16 protein-coding genes are annotated in these 17302 nt (G+C 68.0%); 9 read left to right on the top strand and 7 right to left on the bottom strand.

From position 1 onward, the window contains the following. Positions 1-5: 5 nt before the first annotated feature. The gene (locus ITJ49_RS11410) at positions 6-860 is read right to left on the bottom strand and encodes an SMP-30/gluconolactonase/LRE family protein (protein WP_194605313.1); all 855 of its coding nucleotides are present in this window, start codon (positions 858-860) and stop codon (positions 6-8) included. A gap of 88 nt (positions 861-948) precedes the next feature. On the opposite strand from ITJ49_RS11410, the gene ITJ49_RS11405 reads away from it, so the two are divergent. Then, complete coding sequence (locus ITJ49_RS11405; protein ID WP_370544484.1) at positions 949-2805, top strand: glycoside hydrolase family 15 protein; 1857 nt, start codon at positions 949-951, stop codon at positions 2803-2805. Between the two features lie 148 nt (positions 2806-2953). On the opposite strand, the gene ITJ49_RS11400 is transcribed toward ITJ49_RS11405, so the two are convergent. Both ITJ49_RS11400 and ITJ49_RS11395 read right to left on the bottom strand, forming a co-directional pair. After that, positions 2954-4201 carry an amidohydrolase gene (locus ITJ49_RS11400; protein ID WP_194605307.1) on the bottom strand — a complete coding sequence of 416 codons (1248 nt, stop codon included), beginning with the start codon at positions 4199-4201 and terminating at the stop codon, positions 2954-2956. A gap of 35 nt (positions 4202-4236) precedes the next feature. Beyond that, entirely contained in the window at positions 4237-5169 is a 933-nt protein-coding gene (locus ITJ49_RS11395) for a Ku protein (RefSeq protein ID WP_194605304.1), read from the bottom strand. A 210-nt stretch (positions 5170-5379) separates the two neighbouring features. Here ITJ49_RS11395 and ITJ49_RS11390 point away from each other — a divergent pair, with 210 nt between their 5' ends. From ITJ49_RS11390 to ITJ49_RS11380, 3 genes are all read left to right on the top strand, one after another. Beyond that, positions 5380-6267, top strand: coding sequence for an SDR family oxidoreductase (locus ITJ49_RS11390; RefSeq protein ID WP_194605301.1), 888 nt, complete (start codon positions 5380-5382; stop codon positions 6265-6267). Positions 6268-6280: 13 nt separating this feature from the next. Continuing rightward, positions 6281-8764: an ATP-dependent DNA ligase gene (locus ITJ49_RS11385; protein ID WP_194605299.1), complete on the top strand. Its 2484-nt coding sequence runs from the start codon at positions 6281-6283 to the stop codon at positions 8762-8764. 140 nt (positions 8765-8904) lie between these two features. Next, positions 8905-10299 (top strand): MFS transporter, encoded by a 1395-nt coding sequence (locus tag ITJ49_RS11380; protein WP_194605296.1) that lies wholly within the window; start codon positions 8905-8907, stop codon positions 10297-10299. Positions 10300-10461: 162 nt separating this feature from the next. Here ITJ49_RS11380 and ITJ49_RS11375 read toward each other — a convergent pair whose 3' ends face one another. After that, the gene (locus tag ITJ49_RS11375) at positions 10462-10599 is read right to left on the bottom strand and encodes a hypothetical protein (RefSeq protein ID WP_157510156.1); all 138 of its coding nucleotides are present in this window, start codon (positions 10597-10599) and stop codon (positions 10462-10464) included. A gap of 160 nt (positions 10600-10759) precedes the next feature. On the opposite strand from ITJ49_RS11375, the gene ITJ49_RS11370 reads away from it, so the two are divergent. Continuing rightward, positions 10760-11083 carry a hypothetical protein gene (locus tag ITJ49_RS11370; RefSeq protein WP_194605293.1) on the top strand — a complete coding sequence of 108 codons (324 nt, stop codon included), beginning with the start codon at positions 10760-10762 and terminating at the stop codon, positions 11081-11083. A gap of 38 nt (positions 11084-11121) precedes the next feature. Here ITJ49_RS11370 and ITJ49_RS11365 read toward each other — a convergent pair whose 3' ends face one another. Next, a complete protein-coding gene (locus ITJ49_RS11365; protein ID WP_194605289.1) occupies positions 11122-11796 on the bottom strand; it encodes a TetR/AcrR family transcriptional regulator in 675 nt (224 codons plus the stop codon). Positions 11797-11893: 97 nt separating this feature from the next. Between ITJ49_RS11365 and ITJ49_RS11360 the strand changes: the two genes are divergently transcribed. After that, positions 11894-13444 carry an MFS transporter gene (locus ITJ49_RS11360; RefSeq protein WP_194605286.1) on the top strand — a complete coding sequence of 517 codons (1551 nt, stop codon included), beginning with the start codon at positions 11894-11896 and terminating at the stop codon, positions 13442-13444. Positions 13445-13674: 230 nt separating this feature from the next. Here ITJ49_RS11360 and ITJ49_RS11355 read toward each other — a convergent pair whose 3' ends face one another. Then, positions 13675-14817, bottom strand: a complete 1143-nt coding sequence (locus ITJ49_RS11355) for a TIGR03364 family FAD-dependent oxidoreductase (protein ID WP_194605283.1) — start codon at positions 14815-14817, stop codon at positions 13675-13677. 63 nt (positions 14818-14880) lie between these two features. Here ITJ49_RS11355 and ITJ49_RS18230 point away from each other — a divergent pair, with 63 nt between their 5' ends. Both ITJ49_RS18230 and ITJ49_RS11345 read left to right on the top strand, forming a co-directional pair. Then, entirely contained in the window at positions 14881-15465 is a 585-nt protein-coding gene (locus tag ITJ49_RS18230; RefSeq protein WP_370544483.1) for a phosphatase PAP2 family protein, read from the top strand. 9 nt (positions 15466-15474) lie between these two features. Beyond that, positions 15475-15930: a MaoC/PaaZ C-terminal domain-containing protein gene (locus ITJ49_RS11345; protein ID WP_194605280.1), complete on the top strand. Its 456-nt coding sequence runs from the start codon at positions 15475-15477 to the stop codon at positions 15928-15930. Between the two features lie 12 nt (positions 15931-15942). Here the strand turns inward: ITJ49_RS11345 and ITJ49_RS11340 are convergent, their stop codons facing one another. Further along, complete coding sequence (locus ITJ49_RS11340; protein WP_194605277.1) at positions 15943-16317, bottom strand: helix-turn-helix domain-containing protein; 375 nt, start codon at positions 16315-16317, stop codon at positions 15943-15945. Positions 16318-16411: 94 nt separating this feature from the next. On the opposite strand from ITJ49_RS11340, the gene ITJ49_RS11335 reads away from it, so the two are divergent. Further along, positions 16412-17266: an SDR family oxidoreductase gene (locus tag ITJ49_RS11335; RefSeq protein WP_194605274.1), complete on the top strand. Its 855-nt coding sequence runs from the start codon at positions 16412-16414 to the stop codon at positions 17264-17266. Positions 17267-17302 lie beyond the last annotated feature (36 nt).

Below are 17302 nucleotides of genomic sequence, written 5' to 3'. Positions count from 1 at the left end.
CCGACTCAGCCGAACAGACGCGCCGGCAACCCCGGCCGATGGAGCTCTATCGCGAAGACGCCACCGGAGAGCGGGAACTCCTCCAGCTGTTCCTCGGTGGCGTTCTCGCGTGCCGAACCGACGTAGAGGGTCGACAGATCGGATCCTCCGATCGTGATCCCGGTGACGTTCGGCGCCGGAACCTCGATCGTCTCGAGCTCTTCGCCCGCGGCCGACAGGTGCACGACGAGGCCGGCTCCGTAGACCGCGCTCCAGAACTCGCCGCGGGAGTCACGCACCAGACCGTCGAAGGCGCGTCCTACCGCGAACGGCTCCAGCTCGCCCAGCAGGCCGTCGGCGCCGTACGAGCCGCGAAAGATCGTCTGCACTGCCGTGTCGGTCACCCACATCGTCGACCCGTCATCGGTGAACTCGATGCCGTTGGTCGTGCCGAAGCCTCCCTTCAGCACCGTCACGTCGCCCGCCGGTGTGACGCGATAGAGCCCCGCGTCGGGATCCTCGGTCGTGACCTCCATCGCTCCGACCACGAAGTTGCCGAACGGGTCGCATTTGCCCTCGTTGAGCCGCATTCCCGGGTGGCGGTGGCCGATCGACGCGAGATCCCCAAGGATCCGGCCCTCGTCGTCCGTCTCGACGACACGATCCCCCAAGGCCGCGATCAGCCCTCCGCCCCGCCTCGGCTGGAACGATGCCAGGGGCGGAGGCAATTCGCTCTGGCGGTCGGCCGAGCCGTCTTCCGAGGTGCGATGCAGCAGGCCGAGCGTGATGTCGCACCAGAGCAGCTCGTTGCTGGCTGCGTCCCAGACGGGGCTCTCCATGAGGATCGCGCGGGCGTCGAGCAGAAGTGTGGGTTCGGGCATGCCCCCGGTCTATCAGACCGGCGCCGAACTGCGGGGATCACGGGGGACGCCTCCCCTTTCGCCCAGCCGCAGGGAGCAGGCTAGAGGGGTGACTGACACCCTCGAGCCCACCACCGTCCGCAACTGGCGAACGCCGTCGATTCGTGAAGACGGCTACGTGCCGCTCCGCTCCTACGGGGTCATCGGCGACGGACGCACCGTCGCCCTGATCGCCGACGACGGTCAGATCGACTGGCTGCCCATGCCCGAAATGGACACGGACCCGGTGATCGCCGGCATCGTCGACTCCGGCAAGGGCGGGCGCTTCGAGTTGCGCCCGGTCACCGACGATTTCGAGGTCGACCGCTCGTACATCCCCGGCAGCAACGTGCTGACCACCCGGTTCCGTACGCCGACCGGTGTCGTCGAGATCACCGACGCGCTCGTCACCGGTGTCGCCGGGCGCCTGCCCTGGTCAGAGCTGGTGCGACGCATCGAAGGCGTCGAGGGTTCGGTCGATCTCGCCTGGGCGGTCATTCCGGGCAACACCTTCGGCACGAACCCCATCGAGCGCATCGACACCGTCCACGGCCCCCTGCTTCGGGCCGGCGACATCAACCTGATCCTGATCGGCTCCGAGCACGGCCGGACCGACCCGACCGACGAGGGCGACGGCGTCTCCGGCGGACCGCTGGAGTTCCGCGGTGCGTTCACGACGACGCCCGGCTCGCGCACGATCCTCTGCCTGTGCGGCACGAAAGACGAACCGATCCACATTCCGAACGCCGACGTCGTCGATCAGGGCATCGACCGCACCATCGACAACTGGGCACTGTGGTCGAAAAACTTCTCCTGGGACGGCGCCTGGTCGGAGGCGGTCACGCGCTCGACTCTCGCCCTCAAACTCCTCATCTACAGCCCCACCGGTGCCATCGCCGCGGCCTCGACCGCGGGGCTCCCCGAGAACCTCAACGGCAATAAGAACTGGGACTACCGCTTCGCCTGGGTGCGCGACCTGGCGTATACCGTCGAGGCGCTCCTCAATTTCGGGCTTCGAGAAGAGCCGCATGCCGCGGTGTCATGGATCCTGAAGTCGCTCAAAGAGCACGGCCCCGACATCAACATCTTCTTCTCGCTCGACGGCAGCCTTCCCGAGGATCCCACTGAGACCGGCTCAGAGGGATGGCACGGCATCGGCCCGGTCTACTCGGGCAACCCGGCCTCCGGTCAGCTGCAGCTCGGCGTCTACGCCGACATCCTCGCGATCATGAGCCAGTACGCGTCGGGCGGCAACATCATCGATGCCGGCACCGACAAACTGCTCTGCGCCTTCGCCGACGACGCCTGCCGGCAGTGGCAGAAAAAAGACTCGGGCATGTGGGAGCTCGAAGAACTCCAGCACTACACCTCGAGCAAGATGGGCTGCTGGCAGGCAATCGACGCGGCCTGCCACCTCGCCGACATCGGACAGCTCCACCCCGAGCCCGACGACCTGGCGCACTGGGTGAAGAACAAGAAGATGATCGAGGAGTGGGTCGACGAGCACGGCTGGTCGGAAGAGCTCGGCTCCTACGTGATGTACCCGGGCTCCTCGAAGATCGATGCGTCGGTCTTGCTGCACGCTCCCACCGGGTTTGACCGCGGCGAGCGCATGTCGTCGACGATCGACACCCTGCGCCGTGACCTCGGCGTCGGTCCGTTGCTCTACCGCTATTCCGGCATGGACGGCGAAGAGGGCACCTTCGTGGCCTGCGCCTTCTGGGCAGCGTCGGCGCTCGCCTGCGTCGGGCGTCTCGACGAGGCGACCGCGCTCATGGACGAGCTCGTTGAGCAGGTCAACGACGTTGGCATGCTGGCCGAGATGATCGCTGAAGACGGCAGCTTCCTCGGCAACCTGCCGCAGGGTCTCAGCCACCTCGCGCTCGTGAACGCTGCGATCACGATCCACGAGCTCTCGACGAAGTAGCGGTCTGGCGGCTGCGGCGTGAGACGTGTTGCGGACTCACCGCCCTGCCGCGGCAGGGCGGTTAGTCCGCTTCGTGTCTGCAGGCTTCGTGTCTCTGCAGGCTTCGTGTCTCTGCAGGCTTCAGTTCTCTGTAGCCCGCGACCTGTTGTCAGCCAGCGAAACGAGTGAGACGCTCGACGGTTCGGCCGACACGAGCGGTGTCATCCCACTCGTAGACCGTCGCCCCCGAGATGAGCACGCGCTCCGCCCGTGACTGCACGTCGAGGGGGTCACCCGACCAGATGACGACGTCCCCGTCCAGCCCCGGCTTGAGCGACCCGATCCGCGAGTCGAGCCCGAGAATCGCGGCCGGGTTGCTCGTCAGTGCGGCCAGAGCGACCTCCTTCGGCAGACCCTCCTTCACCGCCAATGACGCCTGGTGCACGAGGTAGTTGATCGGCACGACGGGTGCATCCGTGGTGATCGCCACGGTCACGCCGGCCCGGTGAAGGGCGGCGAGGTTCGAAATCGCGCGATCCCGAAGCTCCACCTTCGACCTCGAGGTGAAAAGCGGCCCGTAGATCACGGGGATGTTCTTCTCGGCGAGCACGTCGGCGAGCTTGTGACCCTCAGTCCCGTGGTTGACGATGAGTCGGTAGCCGAACTCCTCGGCGAGGCGGATGGCCGTTGCGATGTCGTCGTGGCGGTGGGTGTGCTGATCCCAGGCGAGTTCGCCGTCGAGCACACGACCCAGGGTCTCGAGGCGGAGGTCGCGCCGGAAGGGCTCGCCCTTCTCGGCGGCGGCCTGGCGCTGGGCCACGTAGAACCGCGCGTCCTCGAACGCCTGACGGAGGACGTAGGCAACACCGAGGCGGGTCGACGGCATGGCATCCTTCCCGCCGTAGACGCGCTTGGGGTTCTCCCCCAGGGCGGACTTCACACTCACCGAGTCGGAGATGATCTGCTCGTCGATTGTTCGTCCGCCCCACGTCTTGATGGCGACGCTGAGACCACCGATGACGTTTCCGCTGCCGGGCTTGACGAGGATGCTCGTGATGCCACCCGACAACGCGTCACGGAAGCCCTCGTCGTCGATGTCGATGGCGTCGACGGCCCGGACACCCGCCGTGTTCGGATCGGTGAGTTCGTTCGTGTCGTTTCCGGCCGATCCGTTGGCCTCCTCGTGAATGCCGACGTGCCCGTGCGCCTCAACGAAGCCGGGAACGACCCACCGGCCGCCCGCATCGATGACGGTGGCGCCCTCGGGCACCGTGACGTCAGCCGCCGGCCCGACGGCTGTGATGAGTCCGTCCTCGATGAGGACGGTGCCCCCGTCTATCGGCGCGGAAGTCACCGGGACCACGTGGCCTCCGGTGATGGCGACGACAGACGGAACGTGCAGAAGAGAAGTGGTCATCCCTCCACCGTACGACGCCGCGCGAGGCTCCGCGGTCAGCCGGCTTTTTTCGCCGCGGGCTTTTTGGTGGCGGGCTTGTTGGCGGCGGGGGTCTTCTTCGCGGCCGGCTTCTTGGCAGCAGGCTTCTTGGCAGCAGGCTTCTTGCTCGCCGGCTTGCCCTGCTTGGCGGCGCGGTTCTTCTCGACGCTCGCGCGCAGGGCGTCCATCAGGTCGATGACCTCGCCGCCCTTCTTCGTGTCGTCATCCTCGTCGTCCTCCGTCTCGCCGAAGGTCGCATCGGTGTCGAGCGACTCCCCCTCTTTGAGCTTGGCGTCGATCAGCTGCTGCAGTTCGCGCTGGTAGTCATCGCTGAAGTCGGCTGGCTCGAAGTCGTCGCTCAGGCTGTCGACGAGGCTCGCCGACATGTCGAGCTCCTTGTCGGTGATGCGGATCGCCTTCGACAGCGCAGGGAAATCGGCCTCGCGCACTTCGTCGTCCCAGAGCAGCGACTGCAGCATGAGCGTCTTGCCCCGCACGCGAAGGGCGCCGAGCCGCGTCTTCTGCCGGAGCGAGAAATGCACGATCGCGGTGCGGTCGGTCTCCTCGAGGGTGCGGCGGAGCAGCACGTACGCTTTGGCTGAAGAACCGTCCGGCTCGAGGAAGTACGACCGGTCGAACATGATCGGATCGAGCTGATCGCTCGGCACGAACTCGAGCACGTCGATTTCGCGGCTCTTTTCTTCGGGCAGCGACTTCAGGTCGTCGCTCGACAGCACCACTGTCTGGTCGCCGTCGTCGTACGCCTTGTCGATGTGCTCGTAGTCGACCACCTTGCCGCAGACCTCGCAGCGCCGCTGGTATCGGATCCTGCCCCCGTCTTTGTCGTGCACCTGGTGCAGCGAGATGTCGTGGTCTTCGGTTGCGCTGTACACCTTCACCGGCACGTTGACGAGGCCGAAGGTGATGGCGCCTTTCCAGATGCTTCGCATGCGGGCCATTGTGCCCCGGTGCCGGGGGCGGCGACCATGTCGGCGGCCGTAGGCTGCGCCGTGACGCGAGCCAGCAGGCGCGGAAAGCGACGCGGATCGGCCGAAGTGACGTGGCGCGCCGCGGCGGTTTGGCCGATGCGCGTCAGTTCGGGGGTCGACGAGTCGGCGGCCGAGGGGACAGGCGGGCCCCACGCGAGTTGACTGGTGCTCATGAGCCAGCTCGACAAAAAAGACCCGATCAGCCTCTACCCGAAGCCGCCGTTCCCGAAGCAGGAGCAGTCGATCCCGGGCCTCGCCAGTGCCATGCAGCCGAAACCCGACCACGGCGAGACGAGCTATGTCGGCAGCGGCCGATTGAAGGGGTTCCGCGGCCTCGTCACCGGCGCCGACTCCGGCATCGGCCGTGCTGCCGCGATCTCGATGTCGCGCGAAGGTGCTGATCTGGTGCTCAACTACCTTCCCGACGAGCAGTCGGACGCCGAGGAAGTGCGCGACCTCCTCGAGTCGGAGGGACGCAAAGCCGTCCTCATGCCGGGCGACATCTCGGACGAGCAGTTCTGCTTCCACCTCGTCGGACGCGCGGTCGAGGCCCTCGGTGGGCTCGACGCCCTCGTCATGGTCGCGGCCCACCAGGAGGTCAGCGAAGACATCCTCGACATGAAGACCGAGAGCCTCGAGGCGACGTTCAAAACGAACATCTACTCGCTCTTCTGGCTCAGCCAGGCGGCGATCCCGCATCTGGAGCCGGGATCCTCGATCGTCACCACCGGGTCGATCCAGGGCGCGCAGCCCTCCCCCAACAAGCTCGACTACGCCGTCTCGAAGGGGGCGATCGGTGTCTTCACGGCAGCGCTCGCGCAGCAGCTCGCACCGAAGGGGATCCGCGTCAACTCGGTCGCTCCCGGCCCCGTCTGGACTCCGCTGCAGCCGGCCTCGTCGGATGGCGAGACCGTGAGCCAGTTCGGGTCGCAGGCCCCGTACGGCCGACCCGGGCAGCCCGCCGAGCTCGGCGCAGCGTACGTGCACCTCATCAGCCCCGAGTCGAGCTACACCTCGGGCACGACCATCACGATCGCCGGCGCGACTCCGGCTTACTAGGGCGGAGGGCACCATGGCAGGCAAAGGCCGCAGCGATCGAGTCAGTGTCGGCGGACACACGCTCCAGCTCACGAACCTCGACAAGGTGCTCTACCCCGCCACCGGTACGACCAAAGCCGACGTGATCGGCTACTACGCCGCGGTGGCGGAGTTCCTCCTGCCACACACGGAAGGGCGCCCGGCCACCCGCAAACGCTGGGTCGACGGGGTCGAGGGCCCCGTGTTCTTCGAGAAGAATCTGCCCGACTCGGCTCCGAGCTGGGTCCCGCGGCATGCCATCGAGCACAAGGATCACGCCAGCGTCTATCCGATGGTCGACGACATCGCGACCCTCACGTGGCTCGGCCAGGTCGCCGCGCTCGAGATCCATGTGCCGCAGTGGAAGTTCGGGCCGAGGGGAGCGCAACGCAACCCCGACCGCTTGGTGATCGACCTGGATCCTGGTGAGGGTGTCGGCCTTGCGGAGTGCGTGGTCGTCGCTCACGAACTCAAGAAGATCGTCGACGGCATGGGCCTCGACCTGATGCCGGTCACCAGCGGTAGCAAGGGCATCCACCTCTACGCCGCCCTCGACGGAAAGCAGACCGCGGCGCAGGTAAGCGATGTCGCTCATGAGCTCGCGCGCGCGATGGAGGCCGATCATCCCGACCTGGTGCTGAGCACGATGGGCAAGCAGGATCGCCGCGGCAAGGTGCTGCTCGACTGGTCGCAGAACAACGGCAACAAGACGACCGTCGCGCCCTACTCGTTGCGCGGGCGCGACCGCCCGACGGTCGCCATGCCGCGGACCTGGCGCGAGCTCGCCTCGAAGAGCCTCCGGCAGCTGGAGTACGGCGACGTGCTCAAGGCATTGAAGAGACGGGGCGACCCGCTCGCCGAGATGTCCTCGGGCACACCGGTACCCCCGGGCGAGCTGACCGACGATTTCACCAACAGCGAGCACGCCGTCGCGCCGCAGGGTTCTGGGGATCGGCAGGATCGCCTGGCCAAATACCGCTCCATGCGCGACGCGTCGAAGACAAGCGAGCCCGTTCCGGCGAGCGCGCCCGAGAGCACCGACGGCACCAGCTTCGTGATCCAGGAGCACCACGCCTCCCGACTGCACTGGGACTTCCGGCTCGAGCACGACGGCGTCCTCGTCAGCTGGGCGCTGCCGAAGGGCGAGCCGACCGATCCGAAGCAGAACCATCTGGCCGTGCAGACCGAAGACCACCCGCTCGAATACGGCACCTTCGAGGGCACCATCGCGAAGGGCGAGTACGGGGCGGGCGAGGTCACGATCTGGGATTCGGGCACCTACGAGCTCGAGAAGTGGCGCGACGGCAAAGAGGTGATCGTCGTGCTCCACGGCGAGCAGCGCGGCTCTCGGAAGGTCGCACTCATCCACACCGGCCACGGCGGTGGCAAGGCCGACGCCAACTGGTTGATCCACCGAATGATGGATGAACCGAATGATCCGGCCCCACCGCACTCACCCCCTCGCCGAGCCGCGCCGCGCACCCGCTCCACCACCGGCCCGATCGAACCCATGCTCGCGTCCGCGGGCACTCCGGGCGACATCGGCACCTCCGACGAATGGGCCTACGAGCTGAAGTGGGACGGCATCCGCGCGATCGTCACCGTCGACGACGGACGGGTGACGCTCACGAGCCGCAACGGTCACGACCTGACGCCCTCGTATCCGGAGTTCGCCGATCTGGCCGAGCAGCTGCGCGACACTGACGGCGCACCGGTCACCGGCGCCGTTCTCGACGGGGAGATCGTCGCGGTCGACGACAAGGGGCGGCCCGATTTCGGGTTGCTTCAGACGCGGATGAAGCTGACGCGGGCCCGTGACATCGAACGGGTGCGGTCGACGGCGCCGGTTCGAATCCTTCTCTTCGATCTGCTCCGCCTGGGCGATCGCTCTCTGCAGGGCGACGATTACGACACCCGACGGTCGGCGCTCGAAGAACTCGTGGAGGTGACGCGCGCCATCGACGTGCCGCCGGCCTTCGAGGGCGACCTCGACGAGGCGATGGAGTTCTCGAAGAAGCTGCGGCTCGAGGGAGTCGTCGCGAAACGCCGCGACGGCACCTACTCGGCTGGTCGCCGCAGTCGTGCCTGGATCAAGCTCAAGCACCATCTCACCCAGGAAGTCGTGGTCGCTGGCTGGCGCCCGGGTGCGGGGCGGCGTGCGAACGGCGTCGGATCGCTGCTGCTCGGCATCCCCGGCGATGACGGGCTCCGCTACGTCGGTCGGGTCGGAACGGGTTTTCGCGACCGTGACCTCGACGAGCTCCTGCCGGTGTTCGAGAGGGCTGCCCGGAAGACCTCGCCTCTTGTGGGCGTCCCCGCGGCGGACGCCCGCGACGCACACTGGATCACTCCGTCCCGGGTCGGCGAGGTCGAGTTCGCCGAATGGACGTCGACCGGCCGGCTTCGGCAGCCGAGCTGGCGCGGCTGGCGGCCCGACAAGGATCCGGGCGACGTCGTTCTCGAGGCGCCTCCCCGGTGAGCACGCTCCCTCCCCCTGCCGAATTTGAAGGAGAAATCGCGGTGCGGGGGCCCCGGATCGGCATACTCTCGTCGCCTGGCTCGCGTTTCTCCTTCGAATTTGCAGGCGGCACGGGCGACCCCGAGTCGTAGGGTGAGCCCATGACGGTTGATCGCTCGCGCACGGTACTGCTCGTCGCGATCCTGGCGTCGTTCGTCGCCTTCCTCGACGGCTCCATCGTCACTGTCGCCCTGCCCGCCCTCGCTCGAGAGCTCGGCGGCGGAGTCACTCTCCAGCAGTGGGTGGTCGATGCGTATCTCTTGACGCTCGGATCCTTGATGCTCCTTGCGGGCTCGCTCTCCGACACGTTCGGCCGGCTGCGCATTCTGACGGCGGGACTGATCGGCTTCGGGGCGACATCGCTGCTGGCGGCATTCGCACCGAACGCCGAACTGCTCATCGCCGCGCGCGCCCTGCAGGGCATAGCCGGGGCGCTACTGGTGCCCTCGAGTCTGGCGCTCATCACGGCGACCTTCACCGGCGCGGCCATGGCCAAGGCGATCGGCACCTGGACGGCCTGGACGGGGGTGGCGTTCTTGATCGGCCCGCTGGTCGGCGGCGGCCTGGTCGACACGCTCGGCTGGCGCTGGGTGTTCGGCATCGTGGTGATTCCGGCGGCCGTTACTCTCGTACTCGTCACCCGTCTTCCGCGTGATGCCCATCGCGGCGTCGACGGCGACGCCCACATCGACGTGCCGGGAGCCATCCTCGGAGTGCTGGGACTGGCAGGGCCGGTGTTCGCTCTGATCGAGGGCCAGCGGATCGGGTTCGACGAGCCCTTCGTGATCGCGGCGCTCGTCGGCGGCCTCGCCTGCCTGGTGGCTTTCGTGCTTTGGGAGCGTCGCGCGGCGCATCCGATGATGCCGCTGCGCCTCTTCCGTGTGCGGGCGTTCGCGGTCGGCAACCTCGCGACCGTCGGCATCTACGCGTCGGTCAGCCTGGGAACACTCATGATCCCGCTTGTCGTCCAAGAGATCGGCCATCTGCCGGCGACCGTCTCCGGGCTCGTCACCCTGCCGACGACGCTCATCTCACTCGCCCTGTCGAGTCGTATCGGTGCCCTGGCAGGCCGGATCGGTTCCCGGCCCTTCATGACCCTCGGGCCGCTGATCAGTGCGGCGGGATTCCTCTGGATGCTCACCGTGTGCGAACCGCTCGACGTGTGGTGGCAGATCCTGCCGGGGGTCGTGCTGTTCGGACTCGGGATGACGGTTACGGTGACGCCGCTCACCTCGACCGTGCTCGGCGAGATCCGACCCGCCGAGGCCGGCATCGCGTCGGCCGTCAACAACGCGATTTCGCGGGTGGCCGGGCTGGTGGCGATCGCGTTCGTCGGCGTGATCACCGGCGGCGTGCTCGACGTCGCGGGATTCCACCGTGTGCTCGTCGTCGTCGCCGTGCTGCTGGTGCTCGGGTCGGCCGTGTCGGCGATCGGGCTCCGTGCGCTTCCGAATTTGAAGGAGAAACCCGCCCCGACTGCGCCCGGATCGCGATGATCGTGCCTGCCGAACGAGGTTTTTCCTTCCAATTCGGCGGGGCGAGCGGGAGTGGCCGGATCCTCAGTCGTCCGGGTTGGACAGGATGTGGCCGTGCGACGAGCCAGTAGGGGTGGCCCGCCGCACGACGTCTCCGAGCGAGACTTTGCCTCTCGCCGGGAGTCAGTCGGAGCCGTACAGACGAATGCGCTCTTCGAGCCAGTCGTCGCTCACCGAGACGCGGCCGTAGTCGCCGTAATCGCCCTGAGCGCCGAGCGCGAGCTGTGACACTCCCTCGTCGTGGAGCTGTGCGTCGTCCATGATGTGACCTCCTGAAATGAAGGTAGGCCACCGCAACGAGGGCGCACGAGCCCGCTTTCGGGGAGCGCTCGAACGGGGGCAGGCCGATCCGCTCCCCCTCGAATGCGCTCCAGGCGGGACAGGAAACGGGTGGGTCATCTCCCCCGCTAGCATCGGAACCATGCCCCGCCGCCGCCTCATCTGGCCCGCCATCCTCGTGTTCGTAGCACTCGCCGCCGCTGTCTCGGTCAGCCTCGCGCTAGTTCTCCGAGCGCGCGTCGACGCTGCTTTCGGGGTGCTGGGCCAACCTGCGCGATACAGCACGCAGCCCCTGGCCGACTCCTTCGAGCTGATAAACCAGGCGTCGGATGTCTCGTTGGTCGCACTCGCGCTCGTGGCCCTGCTCGTCGTGCTCGTGGTCATCACCGGTGTGACGGTCGCCGTGCGCCGCGCTCGGAACCGCCGCGATCGTGGGCGGCCCACGCCCGGCGCCGCCGCCGCCTGAAGCTGCACTACCGCGGGTGGGCGCCCTCAGTAGCCCGCTTAGTCGTGCAGCTGTGTCTGGCTGGTCGCGAGCGCGACCCGAACAACGGCCTCCGGCTCGCTCTCGGGGAGGCGCAACCCGACTGCTGGCAGCACGACGCCGTCGATCAGACCGACGAGGAAGTCGCGATCGACCGGCTGCTTCAAGATCAGCGTGCGATAGGCGACCATCGAGGGCGAGATGAGGGCCAGCTCGTCGATGTTGCAGTCGCCCGAGATCTCGCCCCGGTCGACCGCGCGCTGCAGCAGACGTCGGTTGATCTCGACCCGCGGCTCGACGATGGCGCTGTTGACCGCCGCCGACATCTCGGGACTGTGCGCCAGCAGAGCGACGATGCCCGCCATGACCTTGAGCTTCTTCTCGTTGTCTTCGATGGAGTGCGGCTTGATCATCGCCACGAGATCACCCCGGAGGGTGCCGGTGTCGGGCAGGACGTCAGGGGTGGTGCCGCGCTTCATGCACGCGATGGCGTCGATGACGAGCTCGCTCTTCGACGACCATCGTCGGTACAGCGTGGCCTTACCGGCCTTCGCCCTCGTCGCGACCATCTCGATGGTCATGCGGTCGTAGCCCGTCTCGGCCAAAACGTCGATCGCGGCCTGGAGTATCTCGGGATCACGGGAATGGTCGCGCTTGCGGCCGAGTTTGACCGGTGCGGGATCGACGTGCGTCATCGCGGCAGACCCCTTTCTTTGGTCGCCCCAGTGTACGACTTTCGATTGCGAAACTCTACAGTTCCGAAACTGGTCAGAACCGTATAGAGTCCTCGACATGTCTTCGATTCCTTCTGCCACGACCGGTACTCCCGCCGTGGCTTCGCGTCGGTGGTGGACCCTCACCACCGTCGCCTTGGCGCAACTCATGGTCGTGCTCGACTCGACCGTCGTGAACATCGCTCTCCCGAGCGCTCAGACCGACCTCGGCTTCTCCAACGGCGATCGGCAATGGATCGTCACCGCCTACTCACTCGCCTTCGGCAGCCTGCTGCTGCTCGGCGGCCGCCTCTCCGACCTCATCGGCCGTAAGCGCACGTTCATCATCGGCCTCATTGGCTTCGCGCTGGCCTCCGCCCTGGGCGGTGCCGCGGGCAGCTTCGGCATGCTCGTCTTCGCCCGCGCGCTTCAGGGGGCCTTCGGCGCACTCCTCGCCCCCACGGCTCTGGCCGTGCTCACCACGACCTTCACGATTCCGAAGGAGCGCGCTCGGGCGTTCGGTGTCTTCGGCGCCATCGCCGGCGCCGGCGGCGCGATCGGCCTTCTCCTCGGTGGCGTTCTCACCGAGAACTTCGACTGGCGCTGGAACCTCTACATCAACGTCGTCATCGCGATCATCGCCGTCATCGGCGCCGTGCTCTTCGTCACGACCGTGCCACGCCAGGGCCCTCGCCCGAAGCTCGACGTGCCCGGCACGATCCTCGTCTCGGCCGCTCTCTTCTCCCTCGTCTACGGCTTCTCGAACGCCGAGACAGAGGGCTGGTCGTCGGCCCTGACCTGGGGCTTCTTGGCGGGTGCCGGGATCCTGCTCGTCGCGTTCGTGCTCTGGCAGCGTCGCGCGACCCACGCGCTCCTGCCCCTCAGCGTGATCCTCGACCGCAACCGCGGTGCCGCCTACCTGTCGGTGATGATCGCAGGTGCCGGCATGTTCGGCATCTTCCTCTTCGTCACTTACTACCTTCAGACGTCTCTGAACTACACACCGATCCAGACCGGAGTCTCGTTCCTCCCGATGATCGGCATGCTGATCCTCGCGGCGCAGCTCTCGACCAACATCTTCGTGCCGCGGTTCGGCCCGAAGATCATGGTGCCCTTCGGCATGGTCCTGGGTGCCCTCGGCATGCTCTACCTGACGCGCCTCGGTCTCGACAGCTCCTATGCCCGCGACGTGCTTCCGGCGCTGATGGTGCTCGGGTTCGGCATGGGCTCGATCATGCCGGCGTCGATTCAGACGGCGACGCTCGGCATCGACCGCGGCCATGCCGGAGTCGCCTCCGCCATGGTCAATACGAGCCAGCAGGTCGGTGGTTCGATCGGTACCGCGCTGCTCAACACGCTGGCCGCGAGCGCCGCGACGAGCTACGTGGCTTCGCACCTGCCCGCGACGGCTCAGACGGCGGCCGAAGCGGCGGTGCACAGCTACTCGACGGCCTACTTCTGGGGCGCCGGCTTCTTCGCGATCGGCGCAGTGCTGGCCGTGAGCCTGTTCCGCACTCGCGCTGACACGCGAGCTCGCGCCGAGGCTGTGGCAGCAGCGGCAGACAAAGCCGACAAATCCGAAGGATCCACCCCGACGTCGACCACACCCGAGCCCGCGGTGGCTCACTAGCCACTGAGCTCCACCCCGACGCCCTCGCACGCTCGCGTGCGGGGGCGTCGTCGCGCCCGGCCTCGGGTCACCCCGCCCGCACCCGCCCGCGCGAGATGGCCCGATCTACGCTCAGCGCCCCGCGCCAGCCGCAGATCGGGCCACGTCGCGCCGAGATCGCAGTAGTGGTCGCCCCCACCCGACCCCAAGTGCGATCTCGGCGCCCCGGGGCGCCCGGGGCGCACCCCGCGCTACTCCCCGACGGGCTCGTAGATCTCTGACATCACGCGGTCGGCGAGCCCGAGGCCCGTCGTCATGCCGATACCGGTGGTGACCGACACGACGCGCACCCCGTCGAGAGGCTCGTCGACCAAGAACTCCGCCGGCGCCGACGCATAGACGCCCTGCCACCGCTCGGCGACCTCGATGCCCGCCCGCGCGACGCCGAAGAATCCGGCCGTCTCGTCGAGCAGCGCGTCGAACGCCGCCTCCTCCTGAAACGGCGTCACGGTGTCGTCACGGTAGTGGGTGTCGCCGACGACGACCGTTCCGTCGGCGAACTGCGTGTACATCTGGTTGACGTCGCGGGCCGCGAGTGCCGGTGCCGATGCGAAGAGGCGCGATCGGACAGCCGCAAGCGATGGTGACGTCGCGAAGCCGGAGTAGCGCAGCATCGACCAGCCGGTGAGCACGGGGCCCGAGAGGGGCGCGCGCAGCTCGGGCATCCGCACGCGCAGCATGTCGAGTCCGCAGCGTTCGACCTCGTACGCGGCTCCGAGCTCGGGAAACAGCTGGTCGACGTCGTAGTTCACGGCGACGATGATCTGGTCGGCGCCGACGCGGCCGCGGGTGGTGTGCAGGCGCCCCGAGCGAATCGTGCGCACCGCGGTCGAGAACTGGAACTGCACCCCGCGCGACTCGAGGTAGGCGGTGATCTGGGCCGCGGCCTCGCGGGGGTTGACCTGGAGGTCGTCGAGGAGGTGCGCCCCGCCGACGATTACGGCGGGGTCGGCGCCGGTGGCGGCGGCCGTCGACGAGGCGTCGAGGATCCGCGCACTCCCCGGCCTCCGCGCGGCGAATTCGCGGAGTGCGGCCAGCTCGTCCTCCGCGCGGGCCACGACGTAGCCGCCGGTGTCGCGCATCCAGAGTCCGGCCTCGTCGCGGAGCCGCAACCAGAGTTCGCGACTCCGATCGGCGTGCACCTGCGCGGCCCCCGCCTGCACGGTGATGCAGGCGTGGCCGAAGTTGCGGATCGTCGATCCGTTCTGCCGACTCGTGCGGTCGATGACCAGCACGGAGAGGCCGCGGTCGACGGCTGCGAGAGCGTGCCCGAGGCCGACGATTCCGGCGCCGACGATAGCGACGTCGACGATCTGGTCGAGTTCCTTTGCCATGGCGCGACGCTACGTCGGAGCGGTTGACGGCGGGTGAACAACGAACCGTGGTTAGGTGTTGCGGTGCCCCTTCGCCCGCCTTCGTCCTCTGACACCCCCAGCATCCTTCCCCGGTCGATCCTCGCCTTCGACCAGCAGGTCGGTCGCCGCATCAACGGCTCCACCCCGAGAGCCCGTGCCGATCGCGCCCTGCTCGGTCTGACGACCAGCGCCAACAACGGGCTGCTCTGGTACGCCGTCGCTGCCGGGCTCGCCCTGACCGGGCGGACCGGCCGCCGAGCGGCGGTGCGTGGGCTCCTGTCGCTCGCCGGGTCGAGCGCGGTGGCGAACCTCGTCGCGAAGCCGATCTTCGGCGGGCACCGTCCGGTCGCCGCCGACGTACCTGTCGCGCGTCAGCTGAAGGTCTTCCCGCAGTCGGCGTCGTTCCCGTCGGGCCACACGGCAAGCGCGGCCGCCTTCGCGTCGGGCGTCGCGATCGAGAATCCGGCTCTGGCTGTCGCTGTCGTCCCGATCGCCGCGGTGGTGGGCTACTCGCGTCTGCACGTGGGAGCGCACTGGCTCTCGGACGTGGTCGGCGGGGCACTGATCGGGGTCGGTGTCGCGGCGGTGGGTCGGATCCTCGTCCGCTCCGGGCGGGCCCGCTCGTAGACTGACGGCGTGCCGCACTATCTCGAAGACCTGTCGGCCGGGCAGACGTTCGTCACCCCCGGTCGCACCATCACCGAAGCCGACGTCATATCGTTCGCCAGCTGGACAAACGACAACAACCAGGTGCACACCGATGCCGAGTTCGCGAAGTCGACTCGTTTCGGTCAGCGAATCGTGCACGGCGTGCTGGGCACCTCGCTGTGCCTCGGGCTCATCTCGCGGACCGGCGTCTTCGACGGTTCCGCCGTCGCCCTGCTCGGCATCGACGGGTGGAGGTTCGTCGCCCCGCTGTTCATCGGCGACACGGTGACCTGCACGGTCGAGGTGCTGTCGACCCGCCTGACGTCGTCCGGCACGACCGGCATCGTCGAGCGCACCGTGACGCTCGCGAATCAGCACGGCGAGGTCGTCCAGACCGGCCGGATGGACATCATGGTGCTGACCCGGGCGGCCGCGATCTCCTGACCGCGTGAGTCGTCAGCGCTCTCCGACGATGTCGTCGGCGTTGTCGGCGATCCAGTCCATCAGCGGCATGAGTCGCGTCGCGACTTCGCGACCGCGCTCGGTGAGGGTGTAATCGACCCGCGGCGGCACGGTCGGCTGCGCTTCGCGGTGCAGGATCCCGTCGGCCTCGAACGTCTTGAGCGTCGACGCGAGCATCTTCTCGCTGATCCCCTCGACCTCGCGCCTCAGTTCGCCCCAGCGCAGGGTGCCCCGCTCGAGCGACAGCAGCACGAGCACGCCCCAGCGACTGGTGATGTGATTGAGCACGATGCGGCTCGAGCAATCGGCAGGGTATTTGCCACCGGCGAAGCCCGGTCGCTCCCGGTGCACCGCGAAACTGACGTCCATTCCACTAACTTACCAAAAGGTGCGTACTGCGCGTGGGGAAGAATCGTGCGATAGAAAGGGTTGAGGCAGTCACACCCCTCGAAAGGAACCACTCATGTCGTATATCGTCACCGCCGCCTCCGGCCAGCTCGGAGCCCTCATCGTCGACGCCCTCCTCGCGCGCGGCGCCGAGCCGTCGAGCATCGTCGCGACGGCCCGCGACACGACGAAGATCGCCAGCCTCGCCGACCATGGCGTCACGACCGCGACGCTCGACTACTCGAAGCCCGAGACGATCGCGGCCGCTCTCGGTGCCGGCGACGTCGTCGTGCTGGTGTCGAGCGACGCCGTCGGGCAGCGCGTTCCGCAGCACACTGCCGTGATCGATGCGGCGAAGGCCGCGGGCGTGGCACGCATCGTCTACACGAGCGCCCCGCACGCCGACGACACCGCGCTCATCCTCGCCCCGGAGCACAAGGCCACCGAAGAGCACCTGCGTGCCTCGGGAGTGCCCTTCACGATCCTCCGCAACGGCTGGTACACCGAGAACTACGTCGGCGAGGTGGGCAAGGCCCGCGAGTCCGGCGAGATCACGGCGAGCGTCGGCGACGGACGGGTCGCCAGTGCGAGCCGCAAAGACTATGCCGAGGCGGCCGCCGTCGCACTCCTCGACGACACGACCGCGGGCGAGATCTTCGAACTCTCGGGCGACTACGCCTGGAACTTCTCCGAGCTCGCCGAGGCCATCGCCGGCATCATCGGATCGCCCGTCTCGTATCGTGCGCTCACCCCCGAGGAGCACGCCGAGCAGCTCACGGGGTTCGGGCTCGACGAGGGCACGGTCGGATTCGTGGTCGCGCTCGACGGCAACATCCGCGACGGCCTGCTCGCCGAGACGAGCGGTGCCCTCGCCCGACTCATCGGCCGCCCCACGACGCCACTCGCCGAGGGCCTCGCCGCCGCGCAGTAGGTAGCACCGCGTCAGACCCGCACAGTCGGTTCAGAC

Source organism: Frondihabitans sp. VKM Ac-2883 (assembly GCF_015350875.1).
In the GTDB taxonomy this organism is placed as follows: domain Bacteria; phylum Actinomycetota; class Actinomycetes; order Actinomycetales; family Microbacteriaceae; genus Frondihabitans.
The sequence above is the reverse complement of the archived record's forward strand: the minus strand, read 5'-3'. Positions and strand labels throughout refer to the sequence as shown.

Coding starts and splice junctions, on each gene's coding strand:
- ITJ49_RS11385 (WP_194605299.1), top strand. CDS start 6,281: ATGGCAGGCAAAGGCCGCAGCGATCGAGTCAGTGTCGGCGGACACACG.
- ITJ49_RS11390 (WP_194605301.1), top strand. CDS start 5,380: ATGAGCCAGCTCGACAAAAAAGACCCGATCAGCCTCTACCCGAAGCCG.
- ITJ49_RS11400 (WP_194605307.1), bottom strand. CDS start 4,201: ATGACCACTTCTCTTCTGCACGTTCCGTCTGTCGTCGCCATCACCGGA.
- ITJ49_RS11395 (WP_194605304.1), bottom strand. CDS start 5,169: ATGCGAAGCATCTGGAAAGGCGCCATCACCTTCGGCCTCGTCAACGTG.
- ITJ49_RS11370 (WP_194605293.1), top strand. CDS start 10,760: ATGCCCCGCCGCCGCCTCATCTGGCCCGCCATCCTCGTGTTCGTAGCA.
- ITJ49_RS11410 (WP_194605313.1), bottom strand. CDS start 860: ATGCCCGAACCCACACTTCTGCTCGACGCCCGCGCGATCCTCATGGAG.
- ITJ49_RS11360 (WP_194605286.1), top strand. CDS start 11,894: ATGTCTTCGATTCCTTCTGCCACGACCGGTACTCCCGCCGTGGCTTCG.
- ITJ49_RS11375 (WP_157510156.1), bottom strand. CDS start 10,599: ATGGACGACGCACAGCTCCACGACGAGGGAGTGTCACAGCTCGCGCTC.
- ITJ49_RS11335 (WP_194605274.1), top strand. CDS start 16,412: ATGTCGTATATCGTCACCGCCGCCTCCGGCCAGCTCGGAGCCCTCATC.
- ITJ49_RS11355 (WP_194605283.1), bottom strand. CDS start 14,817: ATGGCAAAGGAACTCGACCAGATCGTCGACGTCGCTATCGTCGGCGCC.
- ITJ49_RS11340 (WP_194605277.1), bottom strand. CDS start 16,317: ATGGACGTCAGTTTCGCGGTGCACCGGGAGCGACCGGGCTTCGCCGGT.
- ITJ49_RS11365 (WP_194605289.1), bottom strand. CDS start 11,796: ATGACGCACGTCGATCCCGCACCGGTCAAACTCGGCCGCAAGCGCGAC.
- ITJ49_RS11380 (WP_194605296.1), top strand. CDS start 8,905: ATGACGGTTGATCGCTCGCGCACGGTACTGCTCGTCGCGATCCTGGCG.